The sequence below is a fragment of the Nocardioides marmorisolisilvae genome, from assembly GCF_003725775.1.
Classification (GTDB): Bacteria; Actinomycetota; Actinomycetes; order Propionibacteriales; family Nocardioidaceae; genus Marmoricola; species Marmoricola marmorisolisilvae.
On the sequence record NZ_RJSG01000001.1, the window covers coordinates 18,641 to 35,535 of the forward strand.

Here is a 16,895-nt window from a genome sequence, read left to right on the forward strand (position 1 = left end):
CTCAGAGCGTCGCGACGAACCGCGCGGCATCCTCGGTCGCCTTGCGCACCAGGCCGAGCCCGGTCGCGTCCCCCACGGCCTGAACCGGTACGCCGGGCAGCCGGTCGCGCACTGCGTCGAACAGCGTGGTGTCGGCCTGGACGACACCGGCCACCAGCACCGAGTCGGCCTCCAGCAGGCGGGAGGTCCCGCCGGCCGGCGTGAACCGCACCCCGGCGTCGACGACCTCCTCGACCACAGCGCCGACGTGGACCGTGACCCCGAGCCGGTCGAGGCGCAGCATCTCCTCGGTCTTGCGCTTCCAGCCGATCTCGGGCGCCAGCTCGCGACCCGGTTCGAGCACGGCGACGACGTGACCGTGCTCCGCGAGGTGGACCGCGGTGGCGACCCCGACCAGGTCTCCGCCGACGATGACGACCCGGCGACCCGGGGCGGGCGCTGCGCCGGCGATCACCGCGCGCGGATCCGTGCCCTCGTGGTCACGAGCGATCCGACCTCCGGTCGCGACGACGACCGCGTCCGGCTCCAGCGCCGCCACGGAGGCGACGTCCGCGCGGGTGCCGAGCCTGACCTCGACGTCGCTCTCCGCGATCTCGGCCCGCAGAAAGTCGAGGAACGGCGCGTTGTCCGGGTGCGCGGCGCACGCCCAGCGGAACGCGCCGCCGAGCTCGCCCTCGGCCTCGAGCAGGGTGACCCGGTGGCCGTTGTCGGCCGCGACCCGCGCGGCCTCCATCCCCCCGGGACCGCCGCCGACCACGACGAGGTGCTTGCGCGCGGCCGTCGGACCCAGCAACAGCTCGGCCTCCTTGCCGGTGCGCGGGTTCACCGCGCAGTCGACGGAGAACCGCTGCTCGAGCGAGTCGATGCAGTTCTCGCACGAGATGCAGCGACGCACCCGTCCGCCGGTGCGAAGCTTGTTCGGCAGCTCGGGGTCGGCGAGCAACGGTCGCCCCATCGCGACGAAGTCCGCGCGTCCGTCGGCGAGCACCTGCTCGGCGAGGTCCGGGTCGTGCAACCGACCCACCGCGATCACCGGGACGTCGACGGCCTGCCGGACCGCGGCCGCCGCACCGATGTTGAGGCCGTCGCCGTCGTCGGAGCCGTTGACCATCTTCGAGACCAACCGGTCGATGACCCCGCCGCTGACGTGGAACGCGTTCACCCCCGCAGCGACCAGGCGCGGGGCGACCTGCGCAGTCTCGTACATCGGCCTCCCACCGGCGACGCGCTCGAAGCCGGAGATGCGCAGGGTGATCGGGAAGTCGTCGCCGACCTCGGACCGGATCGCGGCGAGCGCCTCGAGCACGATCCGCAGCCGGCCCTCGATGGTGTCGCCGCGGTAGTCGTCGGTGCGCCGGTTGCGCTGCGGCGCGAGGAACGAGCCGAGCATCATGTAGCCGTGCGCGGCGTGCAGCTCGATGCCGTCGTAGCCGGCCTCGCGAGCGCGGCGTACCGCGGCCTTGTAGAGGTCCATCAGCCCGTTGATCTGGGCGACGGTGATCTCCTCCGACGGCCGCCCGGTCAGGTACGACGGGATCACCGACGGACCGATCGAGGAGACGCCGAACATCTCCGGGCCGAGACCGTCCGGACCGGCGTGCACGATCTGCGGCTGGATCTTCGCGCCGTGCTCGTGCACCGCGTCCACGAGCCGGCGGTGCGCCTCGACCCCGGAGTCGGTGCCGAGCTGCAGACCCCCGGGGGTCTCCGGGTGCTGGTGGTCGATGCCGGTCGCACCGACGGTGATCAGCCCGACGCCGCCGGCGGCGCGGGCCGCGAAGTAGGCGACGGTGCGGTCGCTCGGCAGACCTTCCGGGGTTCCGTAGAGCGTCTCCATCGGAGACATCACGATCCGGTTGCGCAGCTCCATGCTCCCGATGCGGCCGGGGGCGAGCAGGTGGTCGTAGCTCACTGCGCGAAGCGTCCGGCGAAAGCCCGCAGGGGAAGGTCGGCGCTGGTGATGATCCCGGGCCGCGCCTCGACCACGGCGCGGATCGCGTTCAGCGCCGGCATGCCGGTGACCGTCATCCCGATCGAGGCGAACGCCTCGGCGTCGAACGGTGTCCCCGGCTTGGGGATGATCATGTGCTTGGAGTAGATGATCGGGTCGCCGTCGATCTTGGTGACGTAGCAGCCCTGGACGTCCCACTTCGGCTCGGTCTTCGGGGTCATCTGCCACTCCAGGCCGAGCTCGACCCGGGGCACGCCGCCGACCTTGCCGACGTAGGCGAACTTGGCGCCGCCGACCGAGCCCTTCGGGAGCTGGTACCAGCCGAGGTCGACGTCCTCGGTGCAGGCGCCGAGCTCGCACTCGAAATCGACGGTGTCGAGCTCGATGCCCAGCGCGTCGGCCATCAGGTAGACGCCGTCGCCGAAGACCCGGCACCCGAGCTCGAGCTTGCGCACCTGCTCGGGGTCGTCGGCCGGGAAGCCGAAGCCGCAGTTCACCCAGGTCTCGACCGAGTGGTGGCAGGAGACGTCGACCGACTCGATGCAGGTGACCTTCTCGATGTCCGCCACGTCGCAGGAGTGCACGATGCTGAGGATCTGCGCCAGGCCCGGGTTCATGCCGGTGCCGTAGAAGCTGGAGCCGCCCCGCTCGCAGGCCGCGGCGATGACCTCGGACTCGGTGCGGCCGTCGGCGAGCGGGTGGTTGGCGTCGCGGTGGTGGCCGGTGATGAAGTCGGCCGTGGTGACGATGTCGATGCCCGCCTCGAGCACCGCTTCGTAGAGCGCGACATCGGGCCAGACGCCGTGGAAGGTCAGCACGTCGGGCCGCGCGGCGATGATCTCCTCGACCGTGCCGGTGGCCACCACGCCGACCGGATCACCGCCCGCGAGAACGCCCGCGTCCGTGCCGATCTTGTCCGGCGAGTAGCAGTGCAGGCCCACCAGCTCCAGGTCCGGGTGCCGCTGGATCCGGCCGATCATCTCCGCGCCGACGTTGCCGGTGGCGACCTGGAACACGCGCACCTGGCGGCCGGACGTGGACGGGTAGGGATCAGCAGGCGTGGGCATGCGAGGAGGTTCGCACACCCCGTAGAACTTTCATAGACCCCTTAATGAAAATCGGTATGCTCCGAACGTGGACTTCACCATCGTCGGCGCGCTCATCCCCACCGCCGAGCTCCTGCCGCTCGCGATCGCCGCCGACGAGCTGGGCTACCACTCCTTCTGCGTGGGCGACCACGTCGTCGACCTGGAGTCGATCAGCACCCCCTACCCCTACGAGGCGGACGGCTCGCGCCGGTGGGGGCCGGAGTGCGAGTGGCCGGACCCGTGGGTGCTCTTCGGCGCGATGGGAGCGGTGACGACGCGGCTGACCTTCTTCACCTCGATCTACGTCGCCGCGCTGCGCAGTCCGTACCAGGTGGCGAAGTCGGTCGGCACCGCTGCGGTGCTCACCGGCGACCGCGTGCGGCTCGGCGTCGGCGCCGGCTGGTGCGTGGAGGAATTCGACCTGCTGGGCCAGGACTTCGCCTCCCGCGGGCGGCGTACGGACGAGGGTCTGGCGCTGCTGCGCGAGCTCTGGGAGAACGACTGGGCCGAGACCGACGGCGAGCACTACCCGACGCCGCGGCTGACGATGAAGCCGCGCCCGGCAGCCCGGGTGCCGATCCTGCTCGGCGGGATGACCCCGGTCGCGCTGCGCCGCGCCGCCCGGTACGACGGGTGGGTCGGCGACATCTCTTCCACCGACGACGCGATCGCGATCGCCACCCGGCTGCGCGAGATCCGCGAGCAGACCGGCGAGGCGGACCGGCCCGCACCGACCGTGATCGCCGCGCTGAACGACGCCCTGCTGCCGGCCGACTTCGAGCGCGCCGAGGCCGGCGGGGTCACCGACGTGATGACCCAGCCATGGATGTACTACCACGGCCGGCGAGCCAGTCTCGAGCAGAAGATCGACGGCATGGAGCGCTTCGCGAAGGACGTTCTCAAGCCCCTCGCCGGGGGCTGAGACCGAAGGTCCCGAAGGCGGTCGAAACGGTTCCCTCTTTGCCGGTCCCTGGCTAAACTAGAACGTGTTATTTGCTCGCCTGGTCAAATAACCTCTGCGTCGAGACAAGGAACTCACCTGCGATGACCACCACCGAACTGCCCGAGGGCTTCGACTTCACCGACCCGGACACGATGCTGGCCGGCGTACCGCTGGACGAGCACGCGATCGCCCGGCAGACCTCGCCGGTGCACTGGGTCGAGCAGCCCCAGTCCTCGCGCGACGGCATGGAGGGCGGCACCGGTTACTGGGCCATCTCCCGCCACGAGGACGTCTCGAAGGTCTCGAAGGACTCCAAGAACTTCAACAGCGGCGACAACTCCGCGATCATCCGGTTCCCCGAGGGGATGCTGCGGGAGATGATCGAGTTCCAGCGGGTGATGCTGCTCAACCAGGACGGCGCCGAGCACGACCAGACCCGCAAGATCATCAGCCGCGGCTTCACCCCGCGCGCGATCATGGCGCTCGAGGAGGGCCTGAAGGACCGGGCCCGCAAGATCGTCGCGGACGCGCTGGCCAAGGGTGACGTCGACTTCGTCACCGAGGTCGCCGCCGAGCTGCCGCTGCAGGCGATCGCCGACCTGCTCGGGGTCCCGCAGGAGGACCGCAAGAAGCTCTTCGACTGGTCGAACATGATGCTCGCCGGCGAGGACCCGGAGTTCGAGGGCCAGAACGAGGTCGCCTCGGCCGAGATCCTCGGCTACGCGATGGAGATGGCCGCCGACCGGAAGGCCAACCCGCGCGACGACATCGTCACCAAGCTCATCAACGCCGACAAGGACGGTCGCGGCCTGACCGACGACGAGTTCGGCTACTTCGTGATCATCCTCACCGTGGCCGGCAACGAGACCACCCGCAACGCGATCTCGCACGGCATGGACGCCTTCCTCAACCACCCCGAGCAGTGGGAGAAGTGGGTGGCCGAGCGCCCGAGCACGATGGTCGACGAGATCACCCGCTGGGCCACCCCGGTCAACGTCTTCCAGCGCACCGCCACCAACGACGTCGAGGTCGGCGGCCAGCTGATCAAGGCCGGCCAGCGGGTGGGCCTGTTCTACGCCTCGGGCAACCACGACGAAGAGGTCTTCACCGACCCGCACACCTTCGACATCGCCCGCGACCCGAACCCGCATCTGGCCTTCGGCGGCCACGGCGCCCACTACTGCATCGGCGCCAACCTGGCTCGGGTCGAGATGAACCTGATCTTCAACGAGCTGGCCGACCAGTGCACCAAGATCGAGCGCCTCGGCGAGCCGGTGCGGCTCCGCCACAGCTGGATCAACGGCATCAAGGAGATGCGGGTCCGGCTCTCCTGATTGCGTTGTTCAGGCACCCAGCCCGCTGGCGGTGAAGACCGTCAGCTGCTCGACGAACTCCGGGTCCAAGCCCTTCGGGCCGACCGGACGTCCGTAACCACCGAGGTCGGCGGTCGCCAGCGCGGTCAACATCGAGAACATCGCGATCGGCGCGCGCAGCTCGCCGACGCCCGGGTACAGGCCCGGCACCTTGGACGCCGCGTTGATGAACAGCTCGGCGATGTCTCCGTCGTCACCGACGATCTCGGTAGCGATGATGTCGTCGCCGTTGAGCGCCAGGGTGATCACGATCTTCAGCCAGCTGATGCCGTCGGTGGGATCGGTGTTGATCTCCTCGACGAACGGCAGCAGCACCGACTCGACCAGGTCGCGGGTGACCAGGTTCTCGCGCTCGGCCAGCGCGGCCAACCGGCCTCGAACCGCGTCGCCGACGCGGCCGCCGCGGCGGTGCACGACCGCCTCGACCAGCGCGCGCTTGCTCGGGAAGTGGTGGGTGACCGCCGCCGGCGCGACCCCGGCCTCGCGGGCGACCGAGCGCATGGAGACGTTGTCGACGCCCGCGGTGCCGAACAGCTCCTCGGCCGTGTCCAGCAGCACGACGGGTACGTCGACGTCGGACCTGGGTCCTCGTCTCCGTCCGGTCTCACTCACGGCCCTCACCCTAGGGGGTCGCCCACTTGGTCTCCGGCACCACCTCGGAGCCCCGGAGTTGGTGTCGGGTCCCTTCCCTGCCCCCGGGGTGAGCAGTAGGTTCCCGCCATGGCGTTCACCGAGCAGCACCTGGCCGCACTGCGACTCATCACCGACACCTTCGCCCCCGGGGACGGGGCCGGCATCCCCGCCGCGAGCAAGGTCGGAGCTCCCGAGTTCGCCCTCGAGCTGGCGGCGATGAACCCGCGCGAAGCCGAGCTCAAGCAACTGCGCACCCTGCTGCGCCTGTGGGACACCCGGTTCCTCGGCTTCGTGCTCACCGGCAAGCCGCGCAAGTTCTCCTCGCTCACCCAGGCCCAGCGCGAGGCCGTGCTGCTCTCGCTGTCCGACTCCCGGATCGGTGCGAAGCGGGCGCTCTTCCAGGGCCTGAAGCAGGCCGCGCTCGGGCCGTACTACATCACCGGCGGACAGCCGCTTTGGGACTCCATGGGGTACGCCGGACCTCCCGGACCGCTGCCGAGCGCTCCGGATCCGGCCCTCAAGCCGGAGCACGTCACCCAGGACGAGACCATCGTCTGCGACGTGGTGATCGTCGGGTCGGGTGCCGGCGGCGGCACCGCGGCCGGGGTGCTCGCGGCGGCAGGGCTCGACGTCGTCGTGCTCGAGGCCGGCGAGTACCACGACGACCGAGACTTCGACGGCAGCGAGCGCACCGGGTTCAGCCAGCTGTACGCCGGCGCTCCGCAGGTCACCTCCGAGGGCCAGATCGCCCTGGTCGCCGGTCGCGGGCTCGGCGGCGGGACGATCGTGAACTACACGACCTCGTTCCCCACGCCCGACCACGTCCGGGCGGAGTGGGCCGCGCTCGGAACCCCGCAGTTCACCACCTCCGAGTACGACGACGCGCTGAACGCCGTCAACGCCCGCCTCGGCGTCAACAAGGACCACCCCGGCGCCGGCGTCCGGGACGAGCTGCTGGAGAAGGGCGCCAAGGCGATCGGCTGGAACGTCGACGCCATGCCGCGCAACGTGATCGGCTGCGACCAGGGCATCGAGTGCGGCCGCTGCGGCATGGGCTGCCGGATCGGCGCCAAGCAGTCGGTGGCCAAGACCTGGCTGGTCGACGCGCAGGAGAACGGCGCCCGGATGTACGTCGGCGCCAAGGCCACCACCGTCACGATCGAGAACGGCAAGGCCGTCGGCGTCACCGCGGTGTCGCCGGGCGGAGACGTGCTGACCGTGAAGTCCAAGGCCGTCGTCGTCTCGGCGGGCGCGATCCAGACCCCGGCCCTGCTGCTGCGCTCGGGGTTGAAGAACCCGAACATCGGCAAGCACCTCCGGCTGCACCCGGCCACCGCGCTGTGGGCCCGGGTGCCCGAGCTGGTGAACCCGTGGGAGGGCGCCACCCAGGCCCGCTACGTCAACGAGTGGACCGACCTGACCGGCGACGGCTACGGCGTGCTCTACGAGACCGCACCGCTCACGCCGGCGTTCGGCTCCGGCTTCGTGAACTGGCGCAGCGGCAAGCAGCACCTGGAGCGGATGCAGGATCTCAAGCACATGCTCGGCGTCGCGATGATCGTCCGCGACAAGGGCCCGGGCGGCACCGTGAAGATCGGCAAGGAGGGCGAGCCGATCGCCAGCTACGTGCTCTCCCCCGGCGACACCGAGCTGCTGATGAAGGGCTTCGAGGGCGCCGCGAAGATCGCCGAGGGCGCCGGCGCGACGCAGGTCTACACGACCCACCACAAGACCGTCGGGTACGAACCCGGCAAGGAGAGCATCGACTCCTTCATGGCCCGCGTGCGCGCGGCCGGGGCAGCCCCCGCGACCCTGGCGCTGGCCGCCCTGCACATCATGGGCAGCGCGCGGATGGGTGGCAGCCCGGAGATCTCGGCGCTCAACCCGGACGGGGAGACCTGGGAGGTTAAGAACCTGGTCGTCGCGGACGCGTCCTGCTTCCCGACCGCGTCCGGGGTGAACCCGATGATCTCGATCGAGGCGATCTCCTACATGAACGCGAAGCGCCTGGCGGCCCGGCTCGGCTGAGCGATACTGACCTCGTGCGCGAGTTCGAGGTGAGCAGCAACCGGTCCATGCGACTGGTCTCGCTGCTGCTGCTCGGCGGCTGGGCCGGGACCACCGCGCTCATCGGGGTGTTCGACATCCTGAACGCCTACCGGAACTGGCACTCGTTCCACGCCGGGAGCTCCTCCTCGCTGCACTTCTCGTTCCTGCTCGACGGCAGCCTGTTCCTGCTCTGGATCGCGTCGTGGAACTTGATCCTTCCGGCGCTCGTCCTCGGGGTCATCCAGACCGCGCGGGTGCACCGCCAGCCCTGGACGCCGCTCGCCTACGCAGCCGTGGTCGTGACCGGACCGATCCTCTCGGTCGCCTACAACAACTGGCGGAACACCCGCGACGCCGACGAGATGTTCGACCGCCACTTCCTCAGCTGGGGCAGCCTCGGCGGGCTCGGCTTCACCGCGATCGCCGGCGTCACGATGGCGGCTGCCTGGTTCCTGCTGCGCGACGTCGGCACCGTCGACGAGGCGCCGGCTGCGCCTACTGGCTCAACGTGGACAGCTGCGGCACGTTCGTCATGACCTCGATCCGGGTGCCGTCCGGGTCGGTGTAGTAGAGCAGCCCGGTCTGCGCGGTGCCCTCGGGCCCGACGTACGACAGCGTCTGGGTGTGCACCGCACCCCCGTTCGCCACGACCGCCTCGGTCAGGTCGTCGATCTCCTCGACGCGGAACGACAGGTGCGTGAACCCGAGCTCGGTCATCGGCTTCTTGCCACCGCCCGAGGTCGGGACGTCGACCCACTGGAGCAGCTCGATCCGGACGTCACCGCGCAGCAGCATCGCCGAGCGGAACGCACCCTCCTGCTCCATGGTGGCCGCGACCTCGTTGTTGGTGAAGTCGAGCCGGTAGAGCTCGGAGAAGCCGAAGACCTCGGAGTAGAAGCGGATCGAGGCGTCGAGGTCGGAGACGCCGATGCCGATGTGCGAGAAGCCCTGGATCATGGGCGTCAGTCTTGCTTACTTCGGGGGCAGCGACCCCGCGTATCCGACTCCGAGATCGACCCAGCGACGCAGCTCGGCATCGTTCTCGACCGCTGCATCGGTGATGCGCAGCCAGCCGTCCATCTCCTTGCCGCGCATCTCCATCCGGGTGACGGCGACGTCGTCGACCAGCTCCTCGGAACGCCCGGGGTCGACCCGGAGCAGCAGCCCGCCCTGGCCACTCGCGGCGACCGCCATGTTCCCGTTGACCAGGAACGCCAGGCCGCCGAACATCCGCTTCTCGGTGAGACCGTCCACGGCGCTCGTCGCCTCGCGGATCCGGTCGGCCAGGTCCTCGTCGTACGCCATCTCCTCGTCCTTCCTATCCGGCTCGCAGGACCTCGACGTCCAGCCAGCGGGCCAGGTCGTCGATCTCGGCATCGATCGCCGCGGTCATCTTCTTGGTGAAGGGCACGTCCTGGTGGACCGCGTCGACCAGCAGCACACCCTCCTTGCGGTCCGCGGTCGCATCGAGCTTCCCGACCAGGCGGTCCTCGAACAGGATCGGCAGCGCGTAGTAGCCCCACTGCCGCTTCGCGGCCGGCTTGTACATCTCCAGCAGGTAGTCGTACTCGAAGATCTCGGTCAGCCGCTTGCGGTCGGCCACCAGCCGGTCGAACGGCGAGAGCAGCGCAGCGCGGCCCTCGAAGGGCTGGTCCAGCTGGGCCGGGTCGACCCGCCACTCGCCCTTCACCCCCTCGACGACCGCGGGCTCACCGACCGGACCGACCTGGTGCGGTTCGCCGGGCGCGAGTGCGACCTTCGCCCGCGCGATCCCGAGGCTGGTCAGCCGCAGCTCGTTGATCCGCTGGTCCGCCTCCTCGGCGGGCACGACCGTCTCGTCGGGGTAGACCCGCTCGGCCAGGTCCCACAGCCGTTCGCCGCCCTCGCGCCCGGCCAGGGCCACCTCGCCGCGCTGGACCATGAACTCGAGCAGCCGCCCGACGTTCTTGTTGTTGCTCCACCCGGTCGAGCGCCACGGCACCTCGCAGCTGTCCGGCAACGCGCTCGTCGGCAGCGGACCGTCCATCCGGAGCCGGTCGAGCAGGTCGAGCCGGCACGCGCCGTTCGCCTCGACCCAGTCGCGCAGGTCGTGCTGCCAGTCCTTGAGCTCACCGCGCCCGGGCCAGTGCGCCATCTCGTCACGCAGCAGCGCCAGGTAGTCGGCGCTGCGCAGCAGGCCCTGCACCTCGATCAGCGACAGGTCGTCCCGGGCGGCCTGGAAGTCCTCGACCCGGTAGCGGGACCCGATCCGGCTCCAGAGCACCAGGTCGGCGCTCGGGGCGATCGGCGCGGTCGGCTCGATCTGGACCACGGTCAGCCGACGTACCGTCTCGACGACGTCGCGAGGGCGCTCCCGGGTCAGGAGCTGCGCCCGCACGGCGATCCGCCGGGCCTCCTGACGGGACAATCGGTGCACCTCGGTCACGCCTCGGAGGCTACCGGCCGGCACCGACGTCCAGACCAGTTGAATTCATTCCCCTGTTGTTCATCTCCGGCCCCTACGGTGCCGATCACAACGGGTGTGTACGTGTACATGCGACGGGGCGGGGGCCCCAGTGGGGAAACGTGGATGACCAGACGAGCGGCGTACGCATGCGCCGTCGCTCTCGCCTTCCTCGGTGTCCTCGGCCTGCCCGCGTCCAGCGTCGCGGCTCCGGCCAAGGTGCCCCACATCGAGCTGCACCTGAGCAGGACGGTCGTCGTCGGCGGGGACCCGGTCACCGTCACCGCGCGCGCCAACGCCCTCTGCGACTGGATCGTCACCTTCCACGGCGAACGCCGGCACACGATCGCCCGCTCGATCCGGACGACGTTCGTCACCCCGGAGGTCGACCACCGGACCCGGCTCAACATCGTCGTCACCTGCGTCGTCCACACGCCCCCGGGCAAGCCCAAGCCGGTGCCGCCGGCGGCGAACTCCGGATCGCGTCACGACGCCCAGGCGCTGGTCGTGCGGATCCCCGCCGCCGCCACCGTCGACCCTCCGCTGACGATCGTGCCCGGCGGGATCGTCGAACCGCCGAAGCCCCCGCACCACCCCGGTGGCCTGCCGAACACGGGAGGTCCGGCGCTGTGGCTGGTCCTCGCGGGACTGCTGGCCCTGCTTGCCGGAGCGGTGACGGTGCAGCGCTCGCTGCGCCGCGGGCCGGTGGCCTTCGCGGTCGAACGGCTCAGCTAGCCGTCATCGCTTCCTGCATGCCGCGGGTGGCGAGCTGGTCGGCGAGCTCGTTGTCCTCGACGCCCGCGTGCCCCTTCACCCAGAACCACTCGACCTGGTGCTTGGCGCAGGCCTCCTCCAGCCGCTGCCACAGGTCGACGTTCTTCACCGGCGCCTTGGCCGAGGTCTTCCAGCCGTTGCGCTTCCAGCTGTGCACCCACTTCGTGATGCCGTTCCGGACATAGGTGCTGTCGGTGTAGAGGTGCACGGTCACCGGACGTTTGAGCGCCTCCAGCGCCATGATCGGTGCCGTCAGCTCCATCCGGTTGTTGGTGGTCTCGCCGGACTCGCCGCCGCAGAGCTCGAGCAGGTGCTCGCCCTGCCGCAGCACCGCTCCCCAGCCACCCGGACCGGGGTTCGGAGTGCAGCCCCCATCGGTGTGGATGGTGACGATCTCCTCGGTCGCAGGACTCGTCACTGCGGTGCGCCCAGGTGATAGGCGACGGCGTGCTTCGGCTCGTAGAGGAGCATGTCGTCGGCGCCGGGGACGGTGATCAGCGCTCCGCGCCCGAAGCCCATCTCCCGGGTCTCCCCGATCTCGGCGCCCCGGCCCTTCAGCTCGGCGACGGTCGCGTCCAGGTCGTCGCACATCACCGCGATCGCGTGGTGCTTCGGCGAGGTCCACTCTTTGCCGCCGTGCACGCCCGAGGTCGGGTGCACGCCGAGCTCGCTCGGCCCGGTGCCGAAGATCAGCCACTCCGCCGGGTCCGACCCGCCGGTGCCGGCGCCCCCGACACCGCCGTCCCCGGCATCGCCCTCGGACACGTACGGCCAGCGCAGCACGTCCTGGAAGAACGCGCGCGTCGCCGTCGGGTCGTCGGAGTAGACGAGGGTGTGGACCGCGGTGATCATGCGGTCAGAGTAGTGGCCCGGAACTTCGCAGCGCTCAGCCGTAGTTCGGGTTGTTCCCGCTCGGGATCTCGATGCTGATCGGCTTGCCGTCGGAGAGGTAGAACAACGCACCCCGGCGCAGGAACTCGTCGAACATCCAGTAGCCGGCGGGGGCGAACGGCATCGCCAGACCGGCCTCGCGGAAGGCGACGAACGGCGGCCAGCCCGCCTTGAAGAAGTTGTCCCAGTACACGTTCCGCTTGATCTGCAGCGCGTCGCAGAGCTGGTCACCCAGGTTGTAGCGGGTGGCCGCGGCGAGGAACGGGTAGGACAGGGCGCCGCCGTCGACGGAGGCCGCCAGGTTGAGCAGGGTGTCAGCCAGCTCGATCCCCTCCGGGGTAGCGCCGAGCACCGGGTCGAGCACCTGGTGCGACTGGCTGATCGCCTCGTCCCAGGTCGCCGGGATGTACTCGTCGCGGATGCCGAGCATGTGCGCGGTCAGCTGCCAGGAGTGCAGGAACCCGTCGCCCTCGGCCTTCGGGATCTGGACCTTCCAGGCGGCCAGCTTCTGCCAGGTGAACGAGGCCAGGCTGTGCCAGGTGATCATCATGTCCCGCTGGCTGATCGGGACCTGCTGGTCGGCGGTCTGCTGCCAGAAGCCCGACTTCGGCAGCAGGTGCCGGACGGCGGCGTGGACCATCCGGGTCTTCACGCAGGTCACGATCATCGTGCCGTCGGGGTCGAAGGCGTTCTCGGTTCCGATGTCGTAGCCGAGCTTGGCGGTCTTGGAGATGCGGTCCTTCATGTCCGCGCCGCCCTTGGAGTAGTAGACGGCCCTGGCCTCGTGCGGGATCGCGGTGCTCATCATCCCGCTGCCCAGCCCGTAGAGGGCGCCGAGGTAGAGGCCGCGCTTGGTGGTGAAGGTGAAGGACGCGTCGAGCTTGGCCGGGTCGGCCCAGGACGGCAGTTGACGTGCGCTCTCCATGAAGTCGTGGACGTCGGCGGGAAGACCGGCCGGCAGCGGCTGGCCGTTGGTCGTCCAGGTCCGGATCAGGGAGTTCACCAGGTCGACGTCACCGCGGTCGATGACGTCGGCGATCAGCGGGTCGGCGACGTCGTCCCAGACCCAGCGCGGGTCCGCTCCCGGGCCGCCGCCGGCGATCGACGCCGAGGCCGGCCACGTCCAGGCCCCGGAACCGACGGCGAGGGCGCCGAGCGTGGCTCCGCCCGAGAAAAGAAGGCTGCGACGGCTGATCTGGTCCATGGTTTCGGCTCGCTTCCTGATACAGTGATACAAGTCTTGTATCTGCGTATCAGAGCATGGAGAGCGCGTTGGCCGCAATCACCGAGCAGGAATCCGGGCCCGAATCGATGATCGAGCGCGCCTTCGCCGAGGCGTTCGCCCCGCCGGCCGAGGAGCTCGACGAGACCAGCCACCGCGTGCTCGACGCGGCGTACGAACAGTTCTGCCGACGCGGCATCCGCTCCTCGACCATGGAGGACGTCGCGAAGCGCGCCGGGGTCTCCCGGATCACCGTCTACCGCCGCTTCTCCACCAAGGACGTGCTGGTCGAGCAGCTCGTACGCCGGGAGTACCGCCGCTACTTCGACCAGTTCGTCCTCGACATCCGAGACGCCCGGACCGCCGCCGACCGGGTGGTCCTGGGCTTCGTGAGCTCGCTGCGCACGATCCGCAGCAACGAGCTGATCAGCACCCTGATGATCGAGGAGCCCAGCTCGCTGGTGCCCTCGATCATCGGCGACGGTGGCCGGGTGCTGACCGCGACCGTGCGCGGGTTCGTCGCCGGCCAGCTGCGGCGCGAGCAGGCCGCGGGCAACGTGGCCACCGACACCGACGTCGACCTGGTCGCCGAGCTGATGGTGCGGATGTCGACGTCGTTCCTGATCACCCCGAGCGACGTCGTCGACCTGGCCGACGACGAGCAGCTGGCCGATCTCGCGCGCAGGTTCCTGGTGCCGATGCTCGAGCCGGCCGGCCGCTAACGGGCGGCGCGCGCCTCGGCCAGCCGGCGTACGGCGCTGGGGCCGACACCGTGCAGCTCCAGCAGGTCCTCGAGCCGCTCGGGCAGGTCCGCGACCGATCCGAAGCCCGCGTCGAGGAGCGCGCCGGTCGCCGGGCGCCCGATCGAGACGCCGTCGAACACCGGACCGCGGTCAGGAACAACTGCCATGCGGCGACCCTAGCCCGCGCCCTAAGGTGGCGCCGTGGATCAACGCCGAGGCTTCGCGTACGGCGTCGCGGCGTACCTGATGTGGGGCCTGTTCCCGCTCTACTGGCCGCACCTGAAGCCGGCCGGCGCGATCGAGATCCTCGGTCACCGGATCGTGTGGTCGGTGCTGACGATGGCCGTCGTCCTGGTCCTGGCCAAGCGCGTCGAGCAGTTCCGCGCGATCTTCACCGACCGGCGCACGCTCGGGCTCCTCACCCTCGCCGCGGTGACGATCGCGATGAACTGGGGCACCTACATCTACGGCGTGAACAACCACAAGGTCGTCGAGACCTCGCTCGGGTACTTCATCAACCCGCTGGTGACGGTGCTGATGGGCGTGGTCATCCTCGGCGAGCGGCTGCGCACCTGGCAGTGGATCGCGCTCGGCATCGCCGGCCTGGCCGTGGTCGGCCTGGCGATCGAGTACGGCCGACCGCCGTGGATCGCGCTGATCCTGGCGTTCTCGTTCAGCACCTACGGCCTGGCCAAGAAGCAGGCCGGCGTCGAGTCCGTCGAGAGCCTGTCCTACGAGACCCTGGCGCTCGCTCCGCTCGCCGGCGGCTACCTGATCTGGGCTGGCGTGACCGGCCACAGCCACTTCCTCGGCCACGGCCTGGGACACAGTGCCCTGCTGGCCTCGACCGGTCTGATCACGGCGGTCCCGCTGATGTGCTTCGGGGCCGCCGCGATCCGGGTGCCGATGACGACGCTGGGTCTGCTCCAGTACCTCGCGCCGGTGATCCAGTTCGTCCTCGGCGTCACGTTCCTCGACGAGACCATGACCCCGATGCGCTGGGTCGGCTTCGGCCTGGTCTGGGTGGCTCTGGTGATCTTCACCTGGGAGTCGGTGCAGCACCGGCGCAGCCAGCTGCTGCTGACCGCCGAGGCCAGCGCCTTGTGAAACCTGGTCAGCCCGGCGCATCGTGATCCCATGACGACTCGGGTCCTGCCCAGGTTCGACTGCGCTGCGATGTACGCCGCCCTCGACGGCGAGCGTGAGCAGCGCGGGCTCGGCTGGTACGAGCTGGCCGACCAGCTGTGGGAGCAGTCCGAGGCACTCAACGCGGACCGTCCCGAGGACCACCCGCTGTGCGGCGGCGCGGTCCCCCGGTTCGGCGACCGCGGCGACATCTCCTGCCAGTACGCGATGTTCATGCTGCGCTGGATGGGCAGCGCCCCCGAGGAGTTCCTCAGCGGACCGGTCGTCGACGTCGGACCCGTCGCGCTCCCCGAGGCCGGCCCTGAGCACCGACTGCGCTGGAACCTGGACGAGGTGCACGCCGAGCTCAACGACCGGCGCACCGAGCTCGGTCTGACCTGGGCCACCCTCGCCGAGGAGATCGGCTGCACACCCGCACGACTGACCAATCTGAAGACCGCCCGCACCGCGGACATGGACCTGGTCATGCGGGTGACGCAGTGGCTCGGCCGACCAGCGGCCGCCTTCATCCACCCGGCAGCGTGGTGATCAGCTCTTCACGTGCGGGCTGATCAGCGCGGTCCGCGCGGACATCCCGAGCTCCCGGTGCCGCAACGTGGTGATCCGGCGGCCCGGTTGGATCGCGTCCTTCAGCGGTGAGGTCTTCTCGCCGAAGAACGCGGCAGCCGCCTCGATGTCGTCTGCGACGAAGGTGATCCCCCACAGGTTCGACGGTCCGTCGCCGGCCGTGTCGGGTGAGCCGACGACCTCGAGGATGACATCGTCCAGCCGGTAGAACACCTGCCGAATGGCGGCGCCGGCCAGCTCGCCGTGCCGTTCCCGGCGGGCGTCGAGCTCGAGCGCCTTCAGCGCAGTCTTCGTGCGCTCGAGGTCGGGTGAGAGCAGCACCACGTGGTCGATCGAGGTGACTCCGTTCAGATGCGTCGCGGGCTCGGCCAACGGCTGGTCCGAGGACGTCGTCGGTACGCCGTCCAGGTCACCGTCCACCTCGGCGCGCAGCGCCCACCCAACAATGCCGCGCTTCTCGCCCTCGCCCACCAGCCGGATCCGCACAGAGCCGACACGGCAAACACCATCCGGGTCGACCGTGAAGCCCGCGGATTCCCAGGCTGCAGGCGAATCCGCGACCAGGATCTCGTCGATCAACGCTTGCCTTCGGCGCGCTCGCGACGCAGCCGCGCGATCACGTCGTCAGCCGCCGCCTGGGCCTCGTTGCTCTCCGGCTCGGGCTCGGGCTTCTGCCGGGCGTGGTGGCCGGGCGCAGGCTTGTGCTGCGGAGGTTCGGCGAACTCCGGGAAGTCGTCGGCAGCCACGGGCGGATCGTTGTCCACAGCTCCAGCCTAGCCCCGGACTTGACCAGATCAGGAGACTGTCGGACGTGGTGAGCTTCCTGCTTTCGGTGACGTTCTCGTGCGGACTGGTGATCGCCGTGGCGCACGTGATCAACCGCCGCTTCATCGCGCCGGTCTACGACGTCGTCCTCAACCTCACCGCGTTCGGGGCAGCCGTGGCGGCCTCCCTGATGCTCGACCACCCGGTGCCCGCGGTGCTGTCCTCGGGCGCCATCTGCTGCTGGCTGTGGTTGGCCCGGCGGACGTGGCTGGATCGGAAGACCTGGGTGGACCCGTCAGTAGGGTGA

21 protein-coding genes are annotated in these 16,895 nt (G+C 70.0%); 9 read left to right on the top strand and 12 right to left on the bottom strand.

From position 1 onward, the window contains the following. Window position 1 precedes the first annotated feature (1 nt). Window positions 2-1,912: an oxidoreductase gene (locus EFL95_RS00080; protein WP_221176261.1), complete on the bottom strand. Its 1,911-nt coding sequence runs from the start codon at window positions 1,910-1,912 to the stop codon at window positions 2-4. Continuing rightward, window positions 1,909-3,018 (bottom strand): NAD(P)H-dependent amine dehydrogenase family protein, encoded by a 1,110-nt coding sequence (locus EFL95_RS00085; protein WP_123232032.1) that lies wholly within the window; start codon window positions 3,016-3,018, stop codon window positions 1,909-1,911. The genes EFL95_RS00080 and EFL95_RS00085 overlap by 4 nt, the downstream gene beginning before the upstream one ends. Window positions 3,019-3,085: 67 nt before the next feature. On the opposite strand from EFL95_RS00085, the gene EFL95_RS00090 reads away from it, so the two are divergent. Continuing rightward, window positions 3,086-3,961, top strand: a complete 876-nt coding sequence (locus tag EFL95_RS00090) for a TIGR03619 family F420-dependent LLM class oxidoreductase (RefSeq protein WP_123232033.1) — start codon at window positions 3,086-3,088, stop codon at window positions 3,959-3,961. 122 nt (window positions 3,962-4,083) lie between these two features. Next, a complete protein-coding gene (locus EFL95_RS00095) occupies window positions 4,084-5,316 on the top strand; it encodes a cytochrome P450 (RefSeq protein ID WP_123232034.1) in 1,233 nt (410 codons plus the stop codon). 9 nt (window positions 5,317-5,325) lie between these two features. On the opposite strand, the gene EFL95_RS00100 is transcribed toward EFL95_RS00095, so the two are convergent. Continuing rightward, window positions 5,326-5,967, bottom strand: a complete 642-nt coding sequence (locus EFL95_RS00100; RefSeq protein WP_183406960.1) for a TetR/AcrR family transcriptional regulator — start codon at window positions 5,965-5,967, stop codon at window positions 5,326-5,328. 108 nt (window positions 5,968-6,075) lie between these two features. Here EFL95_RS00100 and EFL95_RS00105 point away from each other — a divergent pair, with 108 nt between their 5' ends. Then, window positions 6,076-8,016, top strand: a complete 1,941-nt coding sequence (locus tag EFL95_RS00105) for a GMC family oxidoreductase (RefSeq protein WP_123232035.1) — start codon at window positions 6,076-6,078, stop codon at window positions 8,014-8,016. 14 nt (window positions 8,017-8,030) lie between these two features. Beyond that, entirely contained in the window at window positions 8,031-8,573 is a 543-nt protein-coding gene (locus EFL95_RS00110; protein ID WP_123232036.1) for a hypothetical protein, read from the top strand. Here the strand turns inward: EFL95_RS00110 and EFL95_RS00115 are convergent. From EFL95_RS00115 to EFL95_RS00125, 3 genes are read right to left on the bottom strand one after another with little or no spacing between them, the layout of a single operon-like run. Continuing rightward, window positions 8,533-8,994: a VOC family protein gene (locus EFL95_RS00115; RefSeq protein WP_123232037.1), complete on the bottom strand. Its 462-nt coding sequence runs from the start codon at window positions 8,992-8,994 to the stop codon at window positions 8,533-8,535. The two genes, EFL95_RS00110 and EFL95_RS00115, sit on opposite strands and share 41 nt — an antisense overlap. 15 nt (window positions 8,995-9,009) lie before the next feature. Beyond that, window positions 9,010-9,342, bottom strand: coding sequence for a TfoX/Sxy family protein (locus EFL95_RS00120; protein WP_123232038.1), 333 nt, complete (start codon window positions 9,340-9,342; stop codon window positions 9,010-9,012). A 13-nt stretch (window positions 9,343-9,355) separates the two neighbouring features. Then, window positions 9,356-10,462, bottom strand: a complete 1,107-nt coding sequence (locus EFL95_RS00125) for a DNA glycosylase AlkZ-like family protein (protein ID WP_123232039.1) — start codon at window positions 10,460-10,462, stop codon at window positions 9,356-9,358. A 144-nt stretch (window positions 10,463-10,606) separates the two neighbouring features. Here EFL95_RS00125 and EFL95_RS00130 point away from each other — a divergent pair, with 144 nt between their 5' ends. Further along, entirely contained in the window at window positions 10,607-11,215 is a 609-nt protein-coding gene (locus EFL95_RS00130) for an LPXTG cell wall anchor domain-containing protein (protein WP_123232040.1), read from the top strand. Here the strand turns inward: EFL95_RS00130 and rnhA are convergent. The 3 genes from rnhA to EFL95_RS00145 are packed head-to-tail and all read right to left on the bottom strand — an operon-like array spanning window position 11,208 to window position 13,349. Next, complete coding sequence (gene rnhA, locus EFL95_RS00135; protein WP_123232041.1) at window positions 11,208-11,672, bottom strand: ribonuclease HI; 465 nt, start codon at window positions 11,670-11,672, stop codon at window positions 11,208-11,210. The genes EFL95_RS00130 and rnhA overlap by 8 nt on opposite strands. Beyond that, on the bottom strand, window positions 11,669-12,106 hold the full coding sequence (locus tag EFL95_RS00140; protein ID WP_123232042.1) for a VOC family protein: 438 nt from the start codon (window positions 12,104-12,106) through the stop codon (window positions 11,669-11,671). Before EFL95_RS00140 ends, rnhA begins: the two co-directional genes overlap by 4 nt. A 34-nt stretch (window positions 12,107-12,140) precedes the next feature. Further along, window positions 12,141-13,349 (bottom strand): oxygenase MpaB family protein, encoded by a 1,209-nt coding sequence (locus EFL95_RS00145; RefSeq protein ID WP_123232043.1) that lies wholly within the window; start codon window positions 13,347-13,349, stop codon window positions 12,141-12,143. Between the two features lie 68 nt (window positions 13,350-13,417). Here EFL95_RS00145 and EFL95_RS00150 point away from each other — a divergent pair, with 68 nt between their 5' ends. Continuing rightward, window positions 13,418-14,089 (top strand): TetR/AcrR family transcriptional regulator, encoded by a 672-nt coding sequence (locus tag EFL95_RS00150; RefSeq protein WP_246004731.1) that lies wholly within the window; start codon window positions 13,418-13,420, stop codon window positions 14,087-14,089. Here the strand turns inward: EFL95_RS00150 and EFL95_RS00155 are convergent. Beyond that, on the bottom strand, window positions 14,086-14,277 hold the full coding sequence (locus EFL95_RS00155) for a helix-hairpin-helix domain-containing protein (protein ID WP_123232045.1): 192 nt from the start codon (window positions 14,275-14,277) through the stop codon (window positions 14,086-14,088). The genes EFL95_RS00150 and EFL95_RS00155 overlap by 4 nt on opposite strands. A 34-nt stretch (window positions 14,278-14,311) precedes the next feature. Here EFL95_RS00155 and rarD point away from each other — a divergent pair, with 34 nt between their 5' ends. After that, window positions 14,312-15,217 carry an EamA family transporter RarD gene (gene rarD / locus EFL95_RS00160; protein WP_221176263.1) on the top strand — a complete coding sequence of 302 codons (906 nt, stop codon included), beginning with the start codon at window positions 14,312-14,314 and terminating at the stop codon, window positions 15,215-15,217. A gap of 30 nt (window positions 15,218-15,247) precedes the next feature. Beyond that, window positions 15,248-15,784, top strand: coding sequence for a hypothetical protein (locus tag EFL95_RS00165; protein WP_148044917.1), 537 nt, complete (start codon window positions 15,248-15,250; stop codon window positions 15,782-15,784). Here the strand turns inward: EFL95_RS00165 and EFL95_RS00170 are convergent, their stop codons facing one another. Further along, window positions 15,785-16,294, bottom strand: a complete 510-nt coding sequence (locus tag EFL95_RS00170) for a VOC family protein (RefSeq protein WP_221176264.1) — start codon at window positions 16,292-16,294, stop codon at window positions 15,785-15,787. It abuts the gene before it with no gap. Between the two features lie 104 nt (window positions 16,295-16,398). After that, the gene (locus tag EFL95_RS19125; protein ID WP_148044918.1) at window positions 16,399-16,587 is read right to left on the bottom strand and encodes a hypothetical protein; all 189 of its coding nucleotides are present in this window, start codon (window positions 16,585-16,587) and stop codon (window positions 16,399-16,401) included. 50 nt (window positions 16,588-16,637) lie between these two features. Here EFL95_RS19125 and EFL95_RS00175 point away from each other — a divergent pair, with 50 nt between their 5' ends. Next, a complete protein-coding gene (locus tag EFL95_RS00175) occupies window positions 16,638-16,895 on the top strand; it encodes a hypothetical protein (protein WP_221176265.1) in 258 nt (85 codons plus the stop codon).